Source organism: Mesorhizobium sp. M0276, assembly GCF_040321755.1.
Classification (GTDB): Bacteria; Pseudomonadota; Alphaproteobacteria; order Rhizobiales; family Rhizobiaceae; genus Mesorhizobium.
Genome location: NZ_JAMYSC010000007.1, coordinates 78,058 through 94,939 on the forward strand (window position 1 = coordinate 78,058; position 16,882 = coordinate 94,939).

The following is a 16,882-nucleotide window of genomic DNA, read 5'->3' on the forward strand; positions in this document are numbered from 1 at the left end:
TTCCATGCCAAGTTTCAACGTGTCACATAGGCCAGGAAACGGCCCGTTAGATTATAGTTGCAGGGCGGCTGGGCTTCGCCGTCAAATCGGGCCGCCGTGCTGGACTCGACTTCTTGCCCGTGTATTGTCTCGAACGAACCGACACTGAAATCGAGGATATCCCCGAACGTCGGTCTTTTGATCCAAAAGGGAGGAACTGCATGGATCGTCGTTCATTCATTCGCAAGGCTGGTGTCACAGGCGTCGGCGCCGCGGCGGCGGCGGCCACTCTGGCGGCGCCCGCAATAGCTCAGTCCAATCCCAAGGTGACGTGGCGGCTGGCGTCGTCCTTCCCGAAGTCCCTCGACACCATCTATGGCGGCGCCGAGGTGTTCTCGAAGATGCTGTCGGAAGCCACCGACGGCAATTTCCAGGTCCAGGTCTTCGCCGCCGGCGAACTGGTGCCGGGCCTCCAGGCCGCCGACGCCACCACCGCCGGCACGGTCGAAGCCTGCCACACGGTGGCATATTATTACTGGGGCAAGGACCCGACATGGGCACTCGGTGCGGCGGTTCCCTTCTCGCTCAACGCACGCGGCATGAATGCCTGGCATTACCATGGCGGCGGCATCGACCTGTTCAACGAGTTTCTCGCCACGCAGGGCCTTTTCGGCCTGCCGGGCGGCAACACCGGCGTGCAGATGGGCGGCTGGTTCCGCAAGGAAATCAAAACGGTGGCCGACCTTTCCGGCCTCAAGATGCGCATCGGCGGTTTTGCCGGCAAGGTGGTGCAGAGGCTCGGCGTCGTGCCGCAGCAGATCGCCGGCGGCGATATCTATCCTGCGCTGGAAAAAGGCACCATCGACGCCGCCGAATGGGTTGGGCCCTATGACGACGAGAAGCTCGGCTTCTACAAGGTCGCGCCCTATTACTACTATCCCGGCTGGTGGGAAGGCGGCCCGACTGTCCACCTGATGTTCAACAAGGCGAAATACGACGAGCTTTCGCCGACTTACAAGTCGCTTCTGCGCACCGCGGCACAGGCCGCGGACGCCAACATGCTGCAGAAGTACGATTATTTGAACCCTGCGGCGGTGAAGCGGCTGGTGGCCGGCGGCGCGAAACTGCGCCCGTTCAGCCAGGAGATCATGGCGGCCTGTTTCGAAAAAGCCAACGAGGTCTATGCCGAAATGGAAGCCTCCAACGCCCCGTTCAAGAAGATCTGGGAATCGATCAAGGGCTTCCGCAAAGAGCACTATCTCTGGGCGCAGGTGGCCGAATACAATTACGACACCTTCATGATGGTCCAGCAGCGCAACGGCAAGCTGTAGCCCCATCAGAGAGACCTAGGGCTTGCGCGGCAAAGGATTGAAGTTTGCGCCGCCCCTCATCCGCCTGCCGGCACCTTCTCCCCATCACTATACGAGGAGAAGTGCCTGGCAGGGCGATGAGGGGCGGCGCAAACGCTCGTATAACAATCTGCGGTAGCCACTCAGCCCTGGCTGGGCACCACCAGCACCTTGACCTCGCCGGGCGCCGGTGGATTGGCGATCACCGCTGCCGCGTCTTCGAGCGGCACCTGCCTGGAGATCAGCCTGTCGATCTCGATTGCACTCGATGCAATGAGTTCGGCGGCGCGGCGATGGGTGTAGGGATTGAGGAAGGAACCGAGCACCTTCAGTTCCCGGAACAGCAGGTCGAAGGGCTCGAATTCCGCTTTCATGCCTTGCGGCGTCACGCCGACGACGACGACCGTGCCGCCGGTGCGGGCCAGCCGCATTGACTGCTCGACGGTCTCTCGCACGCCTGCGCATTCGAACACCACGTCGGCTCCGCCCGGCACCAGACCGGCTGGTCCGGCGATGGCTTCGATGACATCGGCGGCGGTCGGATCGACCGTCGTCGTGGCGCCGAGTTCCTCGGCGAGCGCGCGCCGCGAGGCCTGTCTGGTCGACAGGACGATGGTCGTGGCCCCGGCCAGTCTAGCCAGTTGCACGGTGAGCAGGCCGATCACGCCGCCGCCAAGCACGACCACCGAGCTGCCTGGTCTGATCGCGGCAAGGTCCACGCCATGCAGACAACAGCCTAGCGGCTCGCAGAATGCACCGTGCATTGGATCCAGGCCCACAGGCAGGACAAAAGCCTGCTTCTGCGGCAAGGCAAGATATTCGGCAAAACCGCCGTCGCGATGGATGCCGATGGCTTGCAGATTGCTGCAGAGGTTGACCCGTCCGGCATGACAATGCGCGCAACGCCCGCAGGCGATGTTGGGGTCGCCGGTGACACGATCGCCAATGGCAAAGCCGGATACGGATGCTCCGATCGCCTCGACGATGCCGGAGAACTCATGGCCGGGCGTCACCGGCGGCGTGCACGGAAATTCACCGTGAAACAGATGCCGGTCGGTTCCGCAGACGCCACAGGCTTCGACACGCACCAGAAGCTCGTCCGGCCCGATATCGGGTTTGTCGACTTCGCGCAGCGCGATGCTGCCCACCGCTTCCAGCCGAACCGCCTTCATGATTTTGCCCATGCCGGGTTCAGTTGAAGCTTGGCGGCTGCGACAGATCCGGCTGCGGTGCCGCCGGTTGGGCCGGCGCCGGTTCGCCGAAGCTCGGCGGCTGCGACAGATCATCGGGCGCGGCGGGAGCGGCTGGTGCCGTGCCGCCGGCAGATGGTGTGCCCAGCGGTGACAAGCCGGGTGCCTCCGGCACTTTGTAATCGATCGTGCCCGGATCGACGGTCGTTCCCTTGTAGTGCATCACCATTTGCGGGAACGCGATGGTCAGCCCGATCATGATCACCTGTATGCAGACGAAGGGCACCGCACCCCAATAGATCTGCCCGGTGGTTACCGGCGCGATCTGCTTGCCGGTGAGGCGGTCGAGATAGGGCACGCGGGCGGCAACCGAACGCAGATAGAAGAGCGCGAAGCCGAAGGGCGGGTGCATGAAGCTGGTCTGCATGTTGACGCCCAGAAGCACGCCAAACCAGATCAGGTCGATGCCGAGCTTGTCGGCGGCCGGCGCCAGCAGCGGCACGATGATGAAGGCGAGCTCGAAGAAGTCGAGGAAGAAGGCGAGGAAGAAGACGAGCAGGTTGACGCCGATCAGGAAGCCGACCTCGCCGCCCGGCAGCGAGATCAGCAGGTGTTCGACCCATATGTGGCCGTTGACGCCGTAGAAGGTCAGCGAGAACACCCGCGCGCCGATCAGGATGAACAGCACGAAGGACGACAGCCGCGTCGTCGAGGTCAGCGCCTGCTTGACCACGTCCAGCGACAGCCTGCCTTTTGCCGCCGCCATGATCAAGGCGCCGACCGAGCCCATGGCGCCACCTTCGGTCGGGGTGGCGATGCCGAGGAAGATGGTGCCCAGCACCAGGAAGATCAGCGCCAGCGGCGGGATCAGCACGATGATCACCTGCTGCGCGAGCCTCGACATCATGTTGAAGTTCAGGCCTTTGTCGGCAATGGCCACAATGTAGATAAAGAGCACTCCGGCGGTGGCGCCGAGAATGTCGGCATTGTCGCCATGCGTCGGCGCCAGATAGCGATACGCCGCGTAGGAAACCGCTGATGTGACCGCCAGCGCCACCAGCAAGGACATCACGCCATGGCCGAGCTTACGGGCCTCGAGCGGCAGCGCCGGCATCGAATTCGGCCGGATGAAGGACATGATCAGGATGTAGGACATATAGAGCCCGGTGAGCACGAGGCCCGGGATCAGCGCGCCTGCATACATGTCGCCGACCGAACGGCCGAGCTGGTCGGCGAGGACGATCAGCACGAGCGACGGCGGGATGATCTGGGCGAGCGTGCCAGACGCTGCGATGACGCCGGCCGCCACGCGCCGGTCATAGCCGTAACGCAGCATGATCGGCAGCGAGATCAGGCCCATGGCGATGACGGACGCGGCCACCACGCCGGTGGTCGCCGCCAAAAGGGCGCCGACGAAGATCACCGCATAGGCGAGGCCGCCGCGGATTGGCCCGAACAGCTGGCCGATCGTGTCGAGCAGATCTTCGGCCATGCCCGATCGTTCAAGCACGATGCCCATGAAGGTGAAGAACGGAATGGCCAGCAGCGTGTCGTTCGACATCACCCGGCTGCCGTAGAAATTATCCGGCAGTGCGTGCAGAAGCGGCCAGGCGAGGTTGATCGATCCACCGGAATAGGGCGAGAGGAGCACGCCGATGAAGAAGAACATCAAGCCGTTGGCGGCTAGCGAAAAGGCGACTGGATAGCCGATCAGCAGGAAGATGATCAGCGATGCGAACATGATCGGCGCCATGTTCTGGGCGATGAACTCCATCACGAGCGCACCTCGTCGGCCAGTGCCTTGGCTTCGAGTTCGGCCTGCTCATGCACAGATATGAACGGGTTGGGATCGTCCATGTCGCCGCGCATGATGGCGATCTTCTTGATGATCTCGGAGACGCCCTGCAGCGCGAGCAGGAAAAAGCCGATGAGCAGGATGGCCTTGGCCGGCCAGATGATGAGCCCGCCGGAATTGTTGGACATTTCGCCGCTGCGAAACGACAGCGACACATAGGGAACGAAATAGATCACCATCAGCGTCACGAACGGCATCAGGAAAAGCAGATGGCCAAGCAGGTCGATCCAGTGCTGCACGCGGCGTGAAAACAGGCCGTAGACGATGTCGATGCGGATATGTTCGTTCTGCTTCAGCGTATAGGCGGCGGCCAGCATGAAGGCGGCGCCGAACAGATACCACTGCAGCTCGAGCCAGGCGTTCGAGGATATGTCGAACATCTTGCGGATGATGGCGTTGGCGGCGCTCACCAGGATCGCCAGCAGGATCAGCCACGACACCCATTTGCCAATGAACTCATTCGCACGATCGATGGTCCTGGATAGAGCGAGAAGCCCTGCCATGCATTCCTCCCTGTATGTCGGAGGCGTGCCGGCTCCCCCTTATTGTCCGTCACGCCACGTGGTCCAACGGTATGCCGTGCGTGGACTGACGGGTCAACAAGGATAGCGGCGGCAAGATATCATTGCACGGGAGAGTTGGGCGGATACCGGCTCTCTGCCCCGCGTCATGCAACCAAAGTCTGATGCGGTTCAGGCAATCTTGCCGGTGTCGCGGCCGGCGCCGATCAGCACCAGGATCGCGACCAGGAACAGGTACATCCACGCATCGCGCCATTCGACCGGGAAATAGCCGGTCCACAGCGATTCGGCCATGCCGAAAGCGGCCGCGCCCAGCGCCGCCCGCGGCGGCGAGAGATAGCCGCCGACCGCCGTCACGAACAGGATCTTCAGCCCGTAGACGAGGCCGGAGCCGAAGCTGACATTGCCGTAATAGAGGCCGGCCATGATGCCGGCCAGCGCGGCGCAGAAACCGCCGAACAGCACAGCATGCCGTAACACCGCGCGCACGTCGACGCCGCACATCGCGGCTGCCTTGGGATCATCGGAAACGGCGCGCCATCGCCGGCCGAAGCCCGAACGGGCAAACGTCCAGCTGGCCAGGGCGATTGTCGCCAGCGCCACCGCGCAGTCGATGAGCTGGATAAGCGTCAGCGTCGCCTTGAAGGTCGCGCCGTGCGCGAAAACGACAGGCTGTGCCAGCATCGGCGGCAGCCACAAATCGTGCGTGTCGGCCGCGATGCGGCTCGCCTCGGACAACAGCAACAGGATGCCGAGCGTCGTTACCACGATCGCGTTGGGTGTACGGTCGGCCAAGGGTTCGAAGACGCTGCGGGACAGCACGTGGCTGAGCAGTGCGGCATAGAGGAAAGCCGCGACGACGCCGAGCGCCACCGCCGCGAGCAGCGTCAGCCACAGCACCTGATAGCCGAAGGCCGCGGTGAGGATCATCGTCTGGCCGCAAAAGGCGAACAGCGCGCCATAGGCGAGGTTGGTGCGGTGCAGGATGCCGTTGGTCAGCACATAGCCGAAGGCGAGCAGCGCGTAGAGCGCGCCCGAATGCAGCCCGTTCAGCACCTGCTGGAAGAAATAGAGCATGCGAAATCCTCGGAGCATGTCGCCCAAAAGTGCGAAGTGGCTTTGTGACGACGACATGCTCAAAAGGCTGCGGAGACCGCACCCTGCGGTAAGGTTTGCATCGCTGAAACTAACTTGTCAAACGCGATTTATCGGTTAGATTTCTGGCATGACGGTATCCTGGACACCGCACCGCTTCACTGGCGGCCTGCTTGCGCTCGACACGGCGAACACCGTCGTGCGGCGCGGCGATCCGCAGAGGTCTTTCGACCGCTTCGATGATCCGGCCGAGATTGCCCGCTTCGCCGATGCGGCGAGCCGCTTTCGCGCCGCCGAGCTTGGCGGCAGGCCGCTGGCAGCGCCGTCACCAGAGACCATTGCGCCCGTCGTGCTGTCGATCCGCGAGGCGACTGACCGGCTGTTTCGTGGGGCGGTGTCGAAGGGTTCGATTGCAACCTCCGATTTGCCGGGCTTCCTCACAGCCTGCTCCGATGGCCTGGCCGGTAGCCGGACCGAGATCGGTGCGCCGGGAAGGCCGTTCGGCGATCCGGTGACGCCGATCGCCTTCGAGACGGCGCTGGCGGTTTCGGCGCTCTCGCTGCTGCGCGACGACACCACCGCAAGGCTCAGAATCTGTCCCAACTGCACCTGGCTGTTCGTCGACAGAAGCCGCAATTCCAGCCGCCTTTGGTGCGACATGGCGGTGTGCGGCAACCGCCAGAAGGCAAGTCGTCACTATCGTCGCCGCCGCATGGCGGAAAATGAGGTCAAGAATGCTTAAAGGTTTTTCCCGTTCGGTCGTCGTCGGTGCGGCACTCATCGCCGCCGTTGCGCTCGGGGCCTGCCGCGACACCGGCAACGATGACGGCAAGCTGTTCGAGATTTCCGGCAAGATATTCGTCTTCAACTACCGCCTCGCCAGGGCGACCTATGTGGTGACGCTACGGCCGCTGAAGCCGATGGGAGAAGGCCAGGTGGCGGTCGCCAGCTTCCAGGACCCGGCCGGCGGCGCGCCATTGGTGGTCGAGCAAAAGGTCTGGCCGAAGCTCGACAAGGTGACGCTGGAAAGCCCGGCTCTGACCTGCGTCGTCAAGAACAAGCCCTATGCGATTGCCATCAGCATCAAGGGGGCCGACGGTGCGGTCCTGCAGGAGATCGACACCACGTTGATGTCGACGGAAGACCAGTCGATCCTGCCCGATCGACCGCTGGTCATCGACCAGCTCTATACGGCCAATCCCGATCTCGTCGGCCATCCCGACGGCAAGCTGCCGGGCCAGCCGAAGCCGGATTGCTCGAAGGGTACCTGACCCGCCACTGCCAGCGCGGTTGCGCGCCGCGCAATGCCCGCAGCGATGATCGCCAGCTGTTCGTTCTGCGTTGCCTGGCACCTGCGATTTTGTTTGACCTGCCTTGCAAGGGGAGAAAGGATGCGTCATCCGATCCCGACGCTGGCCGCCTGCCCCCGCGCGGCCTCCGCAGAGGAAATTCCTGATGACGCTGCATGACGTCGCGCTCGACGATAAGTTCGACCTGGCAAAGGAGCGCATCTTCCTGTCCGGCGCGCAGGCGGTCATCCGCATGCTTCTTATGCAGCGCGAGCGTGACCGCCGCGCCGGTCTGAATACGGCCGGCTTTGTCTCCGGCTATCGCGGCTCTCCGCTCGGCGGCCTCGACATGCAGCTGTGGAAGGCCAAGAAACAGCTCGCCCAGGCCGATATCGTGTTCCAGCCAGGCCTCAACGAGGAACTGGCCGCCACCGCTTGCTGGGGCGCGCAGCAGACGGAGCTGCTGGGCGAGGGCACCCATGACGGCGTCTTTTCGGTCTGGTATGGCAAGGGGCCGGGTGTCGATCGATCCGGCGATGTGTTCCGCCACGCCAATCTCGCCGGCTCGTCCAAGCATGGCGGCGTGCTCGCCCTGATGGGCGACGACCACATGGCCGAATCCTCGACCAACGCCCATGCCACCGAGTTCCTGTTCGTCGACACCATGGTGCCGATCCTCAACCCGGCCGGTGTCCAGGAGATCATCGATTATGGGCTCTACGGCTTTGCCATGTCGCGCTTTGCCGGCACCTGGGCGGCGATCAAATGCGTCAAGGACAACATCGAATCGACGGCCTCCGTCGATGCCTCGCTCGGGCGGCTGAACATCGTGGTGCCGAATTTCGACATGCCGCCTGGCGGTCTCAACATCCGCCACGAGATCGATATGCTCGGCCAGGAGGAACGGCTGCATGAGCACAAGCGTGCCGCGGCTTCCGCCTTCATCCTTGCCAACGGGCTGAACCGCATTGTCTATTCGGGCGGCCGCAACCCGAAGATCGGCATCATCACGCTGGGCAAGAGCTATCTCGATGTTCGCCAGGCACTGGAGGACATCGGCATCGACGAGGCGGCCGCCAACCGCATCGGCGTGCGGCTGTTCAAGGTCGGCTGCCCCTGGCCGCTCGACCTGCATCACATCGCCGATTTCGCCCGCGGCCTCGACACCATCGTCGTCGTCGAGGAGAAACGCTCGCTGATCGAGGTACAGCTGCGCGAGAGCCTCTACGGCACCGCAACGCAGCCCGTCATTGTCGGCAAGAAGGACGAGCGCGGCGACTGGCTGTTCCCTGCCAAGGGCGCGCTCGACCCCAACGAGATCGCCATCGCGCTTGGCGAGAGGATTGTCAGGACCATCGGCCCGTCCGAGGAGATTTCGGCGCGGGTGGCAAAGCTGCGCCAGTTCCAGGCAATGCTCGCCGACGCCACCGACATCGGTTCGCGCACACCCTTCTTCTGTTCCGGTTGCCCGCACAACTCCTCGACCAAGGTGCCGGACGGCTCGATCGCCGCTGCAGGTATCGGTTGCCACTTCATGGCGTTGTGGATGGACCGCAATACTCTTGGCTTCACGGCGATGGGCGGCGAGGGCGCGCAATGGGTCGGCCAGGCGCCGTTCTCCAAGCGCGGTCACATCTTCCAGAATCTCGGCGATGGCACCTACAATCATTCAGGCACGCTGGCGATCCGCTTTGCACTGTCGAGCGACGCCAACATCACCTACAAGATTCTCTACAACGACGCCGTCGCGATGACCGGCGGCCAGCCGCACGAAGGTGGCCTGACCGTCGATATGATCGCCAGGCAGGTGCGGGCCGAAGGCGTCGACCGCATCGCCATCGTCACCGATGAACCCGACAAATATGCCGGCAAGGCCGAATTCCCGGTCGGCGCTACCATCCATCACCGCGACGATCTCGATCTCGTCCAGCGCGAACTGCGGGACGTCAAGGGCGTATCGGTCTTGCTCTACGACCAAACCTGCGCTGCCGAAAAACGCCGCCGCCGCAAGCGCGGCACATTCCCAGATCCCGACAAGCGGGTCTTCATCAACGAGCTGGTTTGTGAAGGCTGCGGCGATTGCGGCGTGCAATCGAACTGTGTCTCGATCCAGCCGGTCGAGACCGAATTCGGCCGCAAGCGCAGGATCGACCAGTCCAGCTGCAACAAGGATTTCTCCTGCGTCAATGGCTTCTGCCCATCCTTCGTCACTGTGCACGGAGCCAAGATCCGCAAGGCCGAGGGCCTTGCCGGCAAGGCCAACCCGCTCGACGGCGTGCCGACGCCCGCCGAATTCCCGCTTGGCGAACAGGGCTGGGCGGCAATCATCGACGGTGTCGGCGGCACCGGCGTGGTCACCGTCGGTGCCGTGCTTGGCATGGCCGCACATCTCGAGGACAAGGGTTGCGGCATGATCGACATGGCCGGCCTTGCCCAGAAGGGCGGTTCGGTGTTTACCCATGTCCGCATCGCCCGCACCCCGGACGACATCCACGCGATCCGCGTTTCGGCCGGCAAGGCCGATCTCGTGCTTGGCTGTGACCTCGTCGTGTCGGGCGCCAAGAAGGTGCTGACCGCGGTGCGCGAGGGCCACACCATCTTCCTCGCCAACACCGCCGAGATCATGCCCGGCGAATTTGCCCGTTCGGCCGATTTCTCGTTGCCGATAGAGCGCCTGAAGAAAGCGATCCGCACTGCTGCCGGAGACGACAAGGCGCATTTCTTCGACGCCACCCGCACCGCCACGGCACTTTTCGGCAATTCACTCGGCGCCAACATGTTCATGCTCGGCTTTGCCTTCCAGCATGGCGGTTTGCCGCTCTCCGCCGAGGCGGTCGAGAAGGCGATCCAGCTCAATGGCGAAGCCGTGGCGATGAACATCGCCGCCTTCCGCTGGGGCCGTCGTGCTGCCCATCAGCCGGACTTCGTGCGCGGCCTCGTCGCCCAGCCGGGCCCAACCGTTCCTGGAAAGACCGGCCACGCTGCTGACGTCGCGGAGACGCTGGACGACATCATTGCCCGCCGCGTCGCATTCCTGACCGCCTATCAGAACGGCGCTTATGGCAGGCGTTATGCCGAAAGACTGGCCCTGTTGCGCGCCGCCGAAGCGAAGGCGGTGCCCGGTTCGACCGCGGTGTCGGAAGCGGCAGCCAGGAACCTGTTCAAGCTGATGGCGATCAAGGACGAGTACGAGGTGGCGCGGCTCTACAGCGATGGCTCGTTTGCCGCCGAATTGGGCAAGCAATTCCAGAGCTACGACAAACTCGAATTCCACCTCGCGCCGCCGATCATGGGCCGGCTCGGCAATGACGGCAAGCCCAGGAAATCGAGTTTCGGCCCCTGGATGATGAAGGGTTTTCGCCTGCTGGCAGCGATGAAAGGCCTGCGCGGCACGGTCTTCGACCTGTTCGGCTACACCGCCGAGCGGCGCATGGAGCGACAGCTTCTGGCACAGTACGAGGCGGATCTAGAGCTAATCGCCGGAGCGCTGGCGCCAGCCCAGGTCGATGCGGCGGTTGCGCTGGCCTCGGTGCCGGCTCTCATTCGCGGCTATGGCCATGTCCGGCAAGCCAGTGCCGAACAGGCGGCCGGCGAGCGCTCGCGGTTGCTCCAGCGCCTCGCAAACGCACCGGCGGGGGCGGCACTTCGGGCCGCCGAGTGAAGGCCTTGTTTACCTGAAGCTCGATTTCCCGGTCTGTCCTGCTTTTGCGCTCTTGCGGCAACCGAGCCAAAGCCTCTGTTCTAAGCCTTTCTTAAGGCGGATGTGGGATGACGAGGCCTAGCGTTGGGCCGACGATATGGGCAGAACAAAGACCGAAAACATCCCGGCGGATGTTTATATCCAGTTTGTGCGGTCGTTGTTCGACAACGCTCACATGCTGGTGATTGGCGGCGTGTGCTACTGGATCCTAGGATTCATGATCTACTTGCGCACGCACGATTCATTGTTCCTGGCTTTTTCTTTTAGTCTGCTGTCAATCAGCCTTTTCCGCTATTTCGGCATTCGCGACTTCCAAAAGGCGGGCGGTGTAATAGCCAATGTCCAAGAGGCGCAGCAGTGGGAGCGCAACTATATCCTCAAGGGCAGCCTGCAGGGCCTCGGCCTGGGCGCGCTGTGCTTCATATCGATCTATGTGTATCCAGATCCCTTTGCCGAACTGGCCGCGACGTCGCTGGCCATCGCAACCCTGGTGACGGTTGTTGGCCGGAACTACGGATCTCCGCTCATGGTGCGGATTTTTTCCGTGACCTTCATTGGTCCGGCAGCACTTGCACTCTTGCTGCGCATGGATATCCCCTCGGTCGTTCTGGGGCTGATGATCATCCCCTTGACGTTTATCACGATCAACAGCGCCGACCACGTTCGCGACGTGCTTTTTTCGGCGGTCATCGGCCACAAGGAAGCGAAGAAGCTCGCGCACAGGTTCGATCGCGCCCTCAACACTATGTCACATGGCCTGGTCATGCTCGGTCCCGACGGCCGCGTCGCGGTAGCCAATGCCGAAGCTGCCCATCTGATGTCGCTCAAGTCCGGGGATGCGCTGCTTGGGCGATCCATCCACGGTCTCTTGATGCGTGGCGTCGCCGCGGGCATGTTGGCACCGAAGGATTGCCGCTACATCGAGGCCCAGTTGACGCGCGCCTTGCGCGAGGGCCGCGACCGCAAGGTGCTTGTTTCCCTCGCCAACGGCCAGCACTATGAATTTTCGGCACGCGAAGGCAGCCAGGAGCTGGGCGTCATCACCTTCGAGGACGTGACGGGGCGCGTCGAGGCGGAAGACAAGATCCGCTTCATGGCGCGTTACGACAATCTTACCGGCCTGCCCAACCGTGCCTATTTCCACGAGTTGATCGGCGAGGCCATGGCGTCCGGCGACCGCGACCGTTTCTGCGGGCTGGCGGTGCTCGACCTCGACGACTTCAAAAGCGTCAACGACACGCTTGGACATCCGATCGGCGACGGGTTGATCTACGCCGTTGCCGAGCGGCTTGCAGCCATTGCCGGGCAAGGTATCACGGTCAGCCGTTTCGGCGGCGACGAATTCATGGTCTTCTTCGACCGAGTCGAGGATGAGAGCCATCTGACAAGCCAGCTCGACGAGATTTTCGCCGGACTGCAGGGGGAGGTGGACGTTGCCGGTCACGGCCTGCGCATCCAGGCCAGCGGCGGCGCGGTGCTGTCGCGGGTGAAGGATACCGATGTCGACGCCATGATCGTCAAGGCTGACCTGGCGCTCTACAAGGCCAAGGAACTCGGCAAGAACGGCTGGCGGCTATTCGAGGCGGCAATGGACGCAGCGTTCCGCAACCGTCAGCTGATGAAGGCGGATCTGCGCAGCGCGGTGGAAAACAAGGAATTGCGGGTAGTCTACCAGCCGATCGTGGCGATGAACACGATGCGCATCGCCGGTTGCGAGGCGCTCTGCCGCTGGGACCATTCCGATCTCGGGCCGATCTCGCCCAGCATCTTCATTCCGCTGGCCGAGGAAATGGGAATCATTTCCGAGATCAGCACCTTCGTGCTGCAGGCAGCCTGTACCGAATGCGCCAAATGGCCCGACCAGACCAGCGTCTCGGTCAATCTGTCCGCCAAGGATTTCCGCAGCCGCGATGTCATCCAGAAGGTTCGCGATGCGCTGGTGAGCTCCGGCCTCGCCGCTGGCCGGCTGGAAATCGAGGTCACCGAAACGGCGCTGCTCGACGACAAGTCGCTGACACGCCAGTACATCGAGGAATTGAAGCAGATTGGCGTGCGCATCGCTCTCGACGATTTCGGCACCGGCTATTCGAGCCTGAGTTACCTGCACAAGCTGCCGCTCGACAAGATCAAGATCGACCGCTCGTTCCTGATGGACGTCACCCAGAACCCGCGTTCGTTGGAACTACTCAAGGGCATCGTCAACCTGTCGCGGCCGCTGGGGCTTTCCGTGACTGTCGAAGGCGTCGAGACCTTCGAGCAACTCAAGATCCTGGCCTTGCAGGTCAAACCCGATCTCGTGCAGGGCTTCCTGTTCGGTGCCGCGCTCAGTGCGTCGGGTATCGAGACGATGTCGAATGTCACTTGGCCTTTCGCCGCTGACCTGCGCCTCACTGGCAAACGGACAGCCAGTTAGCGCCGTGACCGACAGCTCAAGCGTTGGCTGAGCTCACGCCCCTGTGTTGCTGGAGGTGCGATGTCTGGAGGCAACGATCCACATCTTTCTCGACGCGCGTTCCTCATCAAATACATTCTCAAGTGGGCGGCTCAGCTGTTAAGGTTAACAGAAGGTAAATCAACAACATCTAAATTTCAGCTTGTGTCTCATTCTTACTCGAATAGCTTGTCAGTAGGCGGAATTTCGAGGACAGATGATGGATGCTGCAAGGGCTGCAAGCAATACGTCCGGCGCGGTCAGCGCAGCCGGGGATTCGGTGCTGAATCGATCGATTATGCAACTGCTGGAGCATGTCGATTATCGCCTCATCACCGGGGGTGAGGATTTGGAGGCGATTTACCGGCTTCGCTATAAATCCTATCTGCGCTCAGGCATGTGCGGCCCAATCGCCAGCGGGATGTTCGAGGATCGCTGGGACAATCTGCCCAATTCCTACCGGTTCGGTGTCTATTGCTATGGCGAATTGGTCAGCACGATCCGCTTCCATTACATTTCCAGCGAGCACCCGAATTCGCCCTCCGTCGATGCCTATCCGGAAATACTGATCGAGCGACTTGCCCGCGGAGAAACCTTCATCGACGGAACCCGCTTCGCAACCGATCCTGACGGTGCGCCGGCGCCCGGAGTGCTGCCTTTCCTGACCCTCAGGCTAGCCATGGTGGCCTCGCGCTATTTTGGCCAGAACTCGGTGCTTACGCCGGTCAAGATCGAGCATTCCAATTTTTATTCCCGTTACTTCAATGCCGTGCAGAGGACCGAGGGAAAAGTATTTCCGGGCGTTCTTACCAAGATCGCATTGTTCGAAATCCCCGCCGGCGAGAATATGCGACTGACGCTCGAACGGTTCCCATTCTTCAGGTCGACGCCGATGGAACAGCGGCTGATGTTTGCCAATCCGGCCATCAACCGACTGACACCCCTGTCGATTGTTCCAACAGCGAAATATTATCGCGACGCCGCCTGAGGCTTCCGACTTTTGCGGAGCGTCCGGAGCTTTCCGGCCAGACAGGCGTTCTGATGAAGGCGGCGCGTTGACGCTCCGCGTCTCCATTTCGACGGATTTGCCAGAAGGAACCCAACATGACCATTTCCACGCTAGCGCTCACCCCGCTCATCTCGCTGATCGCCGGCGTGCTGATCCTCGTCATGCCAAGGCTGTTGAACTATATTGTCGCGCTCTATCTGATCGTCGTCGGACTGCTCGGGCTTTTCCCGCATCTTGCCGGTTGAGGCAGCGCAAGCGCCCCGCCTCGACGCTTTCGAAGTATCTTTCCACATCAGGCGGCCGGACCCAGTGTCGAGCGCGGCGTCGCGTCGGCAGCCGGCTTCAAATTTCCCCTGAGGCAGTTGTCGGCTGCGATGCGGCAATAGCGCCATTGCTCTCGGCCCGGCTTTTCGCTATGTGCCTGAAAGATGTCTTCGAAGGGGTATTCCTATGGCTGATCACTCGCCGACCGGTCCTGTCGAACTGGGCGCGAAGATGGACTATGCCGAGCATGATCGCACTTATGCGGGCTTCCTCAGGCTGGCCAAATACGGATCGCTTTTCTGCGGAGCCCTGCTCTTGGCGATGGCTTTCGGCTTTTTCGCGGGCGGCTTCTTCTCTGCTACCATCCTGTTCGCGCTGATTATGGCCGTCGGCGCCCTTATTCTCCGATAGATTTTCCGACTTTTTGTCCACGGCGCCGCCGCGAGGCCGGCCGGCGTCTTGCGGGAACGAGCTTCCGGCCGAAAGGATCATGCGGTGGGACAGACTGTTTTCATCCCTCGTGAGCTCGACGCGAACGAGCCGCGCGTCGCGGCTTCACCCGATACGGTGAAGCGGCTGGCGGCGCTGGGCTTCGAAATCGTCGTCGAAACCGGTGCAGGCACGAGATCGCGCATCCCCGACGAGGAATTCGCGAAGGCCGGTGCCGCTATCGGCAAGGCTTCCGATATCGCCAAGGCCGATGTGGTGCTGAAAGTGCGCCGGCCGACGGATCTCGAGCTGAAGAGCTACAAGCTAGGCACTGCGGTCATCGCCATCATGGATCCCTATGGCAACGATGCCGCCGTGGCAGCCCTTGCCAAGGCCGGCGTGACCGCATTCTCGATGGAATTCATGCCGCGCATCACCCGGGCGCAGTCGATGGACGTTCTGTCGTCGCAGGCCAACCTCGCCGGCTATCAGGCGGTGATCGACGGCGCTTCGGAATATGACCGGGCATTGCCGATGATGATGACTGCGGCAGGCACGGTGCCCGCGGCAAAGGTCTTCATCATGGGCGTCGGCGTTGCCGGCCTGCAGGCGATCGCCACCGCGCGCCGGCTTGGTGCGGTCGTCACTGCCACCGACGTTCGCCCCGCCGCCAAGGAACAGGTCGCCTCGCTCGGCGCAAAGTTCCTCGCGGTTGAGGACGAGGAGTTCAAGGCTGCCGAAACGGCCGGCGGCTACGCCAAGGAAATGTCGAAGGAATACCAGGCCAAGCAGGCGGCACTCACATCAGAGCATATCGCCAAGCAGGACATCGTCATCACCACGGCGCTGATCCCAGGCCGGCCGGCGCCGAAACTGGTCTCGGCGGCGATGGTCGCCTCGATGAAGCCGGGTTCGGTGCTCGTCGACCTGGCCGTCGAGCGGGGCGGCAACGTCGAGGGGGCCGAAGCCGGCAAGGTCGTCACCACGGCCAACAACGTCAAGATCGTCGGCCATCTCAATGTGCCTGGCCGTGTCGCGGCGTCGGCATCGCTGCTTTACGCCAGGAACCTGTTCGCCTTCCTCGAGACGCTGGTCGACAAGACGACGAAGACGCTTGCCATCAATCGCGATGACGACCTGGTCAAGGCGACGATGCTGACCGACGGCGGCAAGATCGTGCATCCTGCTTTCATAAAGGCCGACCGGCAGCCGCGTGTCGAGCCGGCTGCAATCCCGGCCAAGACCATGGTCGCCGATGCTTCGGCCAAGCCGAAGAAGGCCGCTCCCAAGAAGGCAGCCGCAGCCAGGTCGCCCTCGTCGAAGTCGAAAGGCATTGCGTGATGGATCAGACCCTGCAGAAAGCCCTCGACCAGCTCGACCAGGCCTCCGCCGCCGTTCGGCTGGCGGTGCAGAATATGGCGGCCGCGCCCGGCGGCGCCGAGGCGGCGGGTGGTGCCGCGCACGCTTTATCCGGCGGTGCCATCGATCCCTTCGTTTTCCGTTTCGCCATCTTCGTGCTGGCGATCTTCGTCGGCTATTATGTCGTCTGGTCGGTCACCCCCGCTTTGCACACGCCGCTGATGGCCGTCACCAACGCCATCTCCTCGGTCATCGTCGTTGGCGCATTGTTGGCCGTCGGCATCGCGGCCTCCGGCATCGCCGCGGGCTTCGGCTTCGTCGCCTTGATGCTGGTCTCGGTCAACATCTTCGGCGGCTTCCTCGTCACCCAGCGCATGCTGGCCATGTACAAGAAGAAGGACAAGTAGAGCGC

General features: G+C 62.6%; 14 protein-coding genes. 10 read left to right on the forward strand and 4 right to left on the reverse strand.

All coding sequences use genetic code 11. The features are described 5' to 3' along the window. The first annotated feature begins 200 nt into the window (after positions 1-200). Positions 201-1,310 carry a TRAP transporter substrate-binding protein gene (locus NKJ01_RS07820; RefSeq protein WP_023761451.1) on the forward strand — a complete coding sequence of 370 codons (1,110 nt, stop codon included), beginning with the start codon at positions 201-203 and terminating at the stop codon, positions 1,308-1,310. 161 nt (positions 1,311-1,471) lie between these two features. Here the strand turns inward: NKJ01_RS07820 and NKJ01_RS07825 are convergent, their stop codons facing one another. The 4 genes from NKJ01_RS07825 to NKJ01_RS07840 all read right to left on the reverse strand — a co-directional run bounded on the left by NKJ01_RS07825 (position 1,472) and on the right by NKJ01_RS07840 (position 5,971). After that, on the reverse strand, positions 1,472-2,500 hold the full coding sequence (locus NKJ01_RS07825) for a zinc-dependent alcohol dehydrogenase family protein (protein WP_352603356.1): 1,029 nt from the start codon (positions 2,498-2,500) through the stop codon (positions 1,472-1,474). Between the two features lie 19 nt (positions 2,501-2,519). Then, positions 2,520-4,292, reverse strand: coding sequence for a TRAP transporter large permease (locus NKJ01_RS07830; RefSeq protein ID WP_352485807.1), 1,773 nt, complete (start codon positions 4,290-4,292; stop codon positions 2,520-2,522). After that, positions 4,292-4,876 (reverse strand): TRAP transporter small permease subunit, encoded by a 585-nt coding sequence (locus NKJ01_RS07835; RefSeq protein WP_352603295.1) that lies wholly within the window; start codon positions 4,874-4,876, stop codon positions 4,292-4,294. Before NKJ01_RS07835 ends, NKJ01_RS07830 begins: the two co-directional genes overlap by 1 nt. Before the next feature lie 189 nt (positions 4,877-5,065). Next, positions 5,066-5,971: a branched-chain amino acid ABC transporter permease gene (locus NKJ01_RS07840; RefSeq protein WP_352727247.1), complete on the reverse strand. Its 906-nt coding sequence runs from the start codon at positions 5,969-5,971 to the stop codon at positions 5,066-5,068. 148 nt (positions 5,972-6,119) lie between these two features. On the opposite strand from NKJ01_RS07840, the gene NKJ01_RS07845 reads away from it, so the two are divergent. From NKJ01_RS07845 to NKJ01_RS07885, 9 genes are all read left to right on the forward strand, one after another. After that, positions 6,120-6,731 carry a CGNR zinc finger domain-containing protein gene (locus NKJ01_RS07845; protein ID WP_023761455.1) on the forward strand — a complete coding sequence of 204 codons (612 nt, stop codon included), beginning with the start codon at positions 6,120-6,122 and terminating at the stop codon, positions 6,729-6,731. Further along, a complete protein-coding gene (locus tag NKJ01_RS07850; RefSeq protein ID WP_352727249.1) occupies positions 6,724-7,260 on the forward strand; it encodes a hypothetical protein in 537 nt (178 codons plus the stop codon). Before NKJ01_RS07845 ends, NKJ01_RS07850 begins: the two co-directional genes overlap by 8 nt. Before the next feature lie 184 nt (positions 7,261-7,444). After that, positions 7,445-10,939, forward strand: a complete 3,495-nt coding sequence (locus NKJ01_RS07855) for an indolepyruvate ferredoxin oxidoreductase family protein (protein WP_352727250.1) — start codon at positions 7,445-7,447, stop codon at positions 10,937-10,939. Positions 10,940-11,075: 136 nt separating this feature from the next. Further along, positions 11,076-13,391, forward strand: a complete 2,316-nt coding sequence (locus tag NKJ01_RS07860) for a putative bifunctional diguanylate cyclase/phosphodiesterase (RefSeq protein WP_352727252.1) — start codon at positions 11,076-11,078, stop codon at positions 13,389-13,391. 238 nt (positions 13,392-13,629) lie between these two features. After that, positions 13,630-14,397 (forward strand): N-acyl amino acid synthase FeeM domain-containing protein, encoded by a 768-nt coding sequence (locus tag NKJ01_RS07865; RefSeq protein WP_031260774.1) that lies wholly within the window; start codon positions 13,630-13,632, stop codon positions 14,395-14,397. Positions 14,398-14,513: 116 nt separating this feature from the next. Beyond that, positions 14,514-14,663 carry a DUF3096 domain-containing protein gene (locus tag NKJ01_RS07870; protein WP_013528205.1) on the forward strand — a complete coding sequence of 50 codons (150 nt, stop codon included), beginning with the start codon at positions 14,514-14,516 and terminating at the stop codon, positions 14,661-14,663. 205 nt (positions 14,664-14,868) lie between these two features. Continuing rightward, positions 14,869-15,093: an aa3-type cytochrome c oxidase subunit IV gene (locus tag NKJ01_RS07875; RefSeq protein WP_023761460.1), complete on the forward strand. Its 225-nt coding sequence runs from the start codon at positions 14,869-14,871 to the stop codon at positions 15,091-15,093. A gap of 84 nt (positions 15,094-15,177) precedes the next feature. Next, entirely contained in the window at positions 15,178-16,452 is a 1,275-nt protein-coding gene (locus NKJ01_RS07880; RefSeq protein ID WP_352727254.1) for a Re/Si-specific NAD(P)(+) transhydrogenase subunit alpha, read from the forward strand. Beyond that, positions 16,452-16,877, forward strand: coding sequence for a proton-translocating transhydrogenase family protein (locus tag NKJ01_RS07885; protein ID WP_032907925.1), 426 nt, complete (start codon positions 16,452-16,454; stop codon positions 16,875-16,877). The genes NKJ01_RS07880 and NKJ01_RS07885 overlap by 1 nt, the downstream gene beginning before the upstream one ends. Positions 16,878-16,882 lie beyond the last annotated feature (5 nt).

Bases quoted from the DNA above. Each gene is read 5' to 3' on its own strand.
- NKJ01_RS07865 (WP_031260774.1), top strand. From the start codon at position 13,630: ATGGATGCTGCAAGGGCTGCAAGCAATACGTCCGGCGCGGTCAGCGCA.
- NKJ01_RS07820 (WP_023761451.1), top strand. From the start codon at position 201: ATGGATCGTCGTTCATTCATTCGCAAGGCTGGTGTCACAGGCGTCGGC.
- NKJ01_RS07845 (WP_023761455.1), top strand. From the start codon at position 6,120: ATGACGGTATCCTGGACACCGCACCGCTTCACTGGCGGCCTGCTTGCG.
- NKJ01_RS07870 (WP_013528205.1), top strand. From the start codon at position 14,514: ATGACCATTTCCACGCTAGCGCTCACCCCGCTCATCTCGCTGATCGCC.
- NKJ01_RS07830 (WP_352485807.1), bottom strand. From the start codon at position 4,292: ATGGAGTTCATCGCCCAGAACATGGCGCCGATCATGTTCGCATCGCTG.
- NKJ01_RS07875 (WP_023761460.1), top strand. From the start codon at position 14,869: ATGGCTGATCACTCGCCGACCGGTCCTGTCGAACTGGGCGCGAAGATG.
- NKJ01_RS07835 (WP_352603295.1), bottom strand. From the start codon at position 4,876: ATGGCAGGGCTTCTCGCTCTATCCAGGACCATCGATCGTGCGAATGAG.
- NKJ01_RS07840 (WP_352727247.1), bottom strand. From the start codon at position 5,971: ATGCTCTATTTCTTCCAGCAGGTGCTGAACGGGCTGCATTCGGGCGCG.
- NKJ01_RS07850 (WP_352727249.1), top strand. From the start codon at position 6,724: ATGCTTAAAGGTTTTTCCCGTTCGGTCGTCGTCGGTGCGGCACTCATC.
- NKJ01_RS07860 (WP_352727252.1), top strand. From the start codon at position 11,076: ATGGGCAGAACAAAGACCGAAAACATCCCGGCGGATGTTTATATCCAG.
- NKJ01_RS07885 (WP_032907925.1), top strand. From the start codon at position 16,452: ATGGATCAGACCCTGCAGAAAGCCCTCGACCAGCTCGACCAGGCCTCC.
- NKJ01_RS07855 (WP_352727250.1), top strand. From the start codon at position 7,445: ATGACGCTGCATGACGTCGCGCTCGACGATAAGTTCGACCTGGCAAAG.
- NKJ01_RS07825 (WP_352603356.1), bottom strand. From the start codon at position 2,500: ATGAAGGCGGTTCGGCTGGAAGCGGTGGGCAGCATCGCGCTGCGCGAA.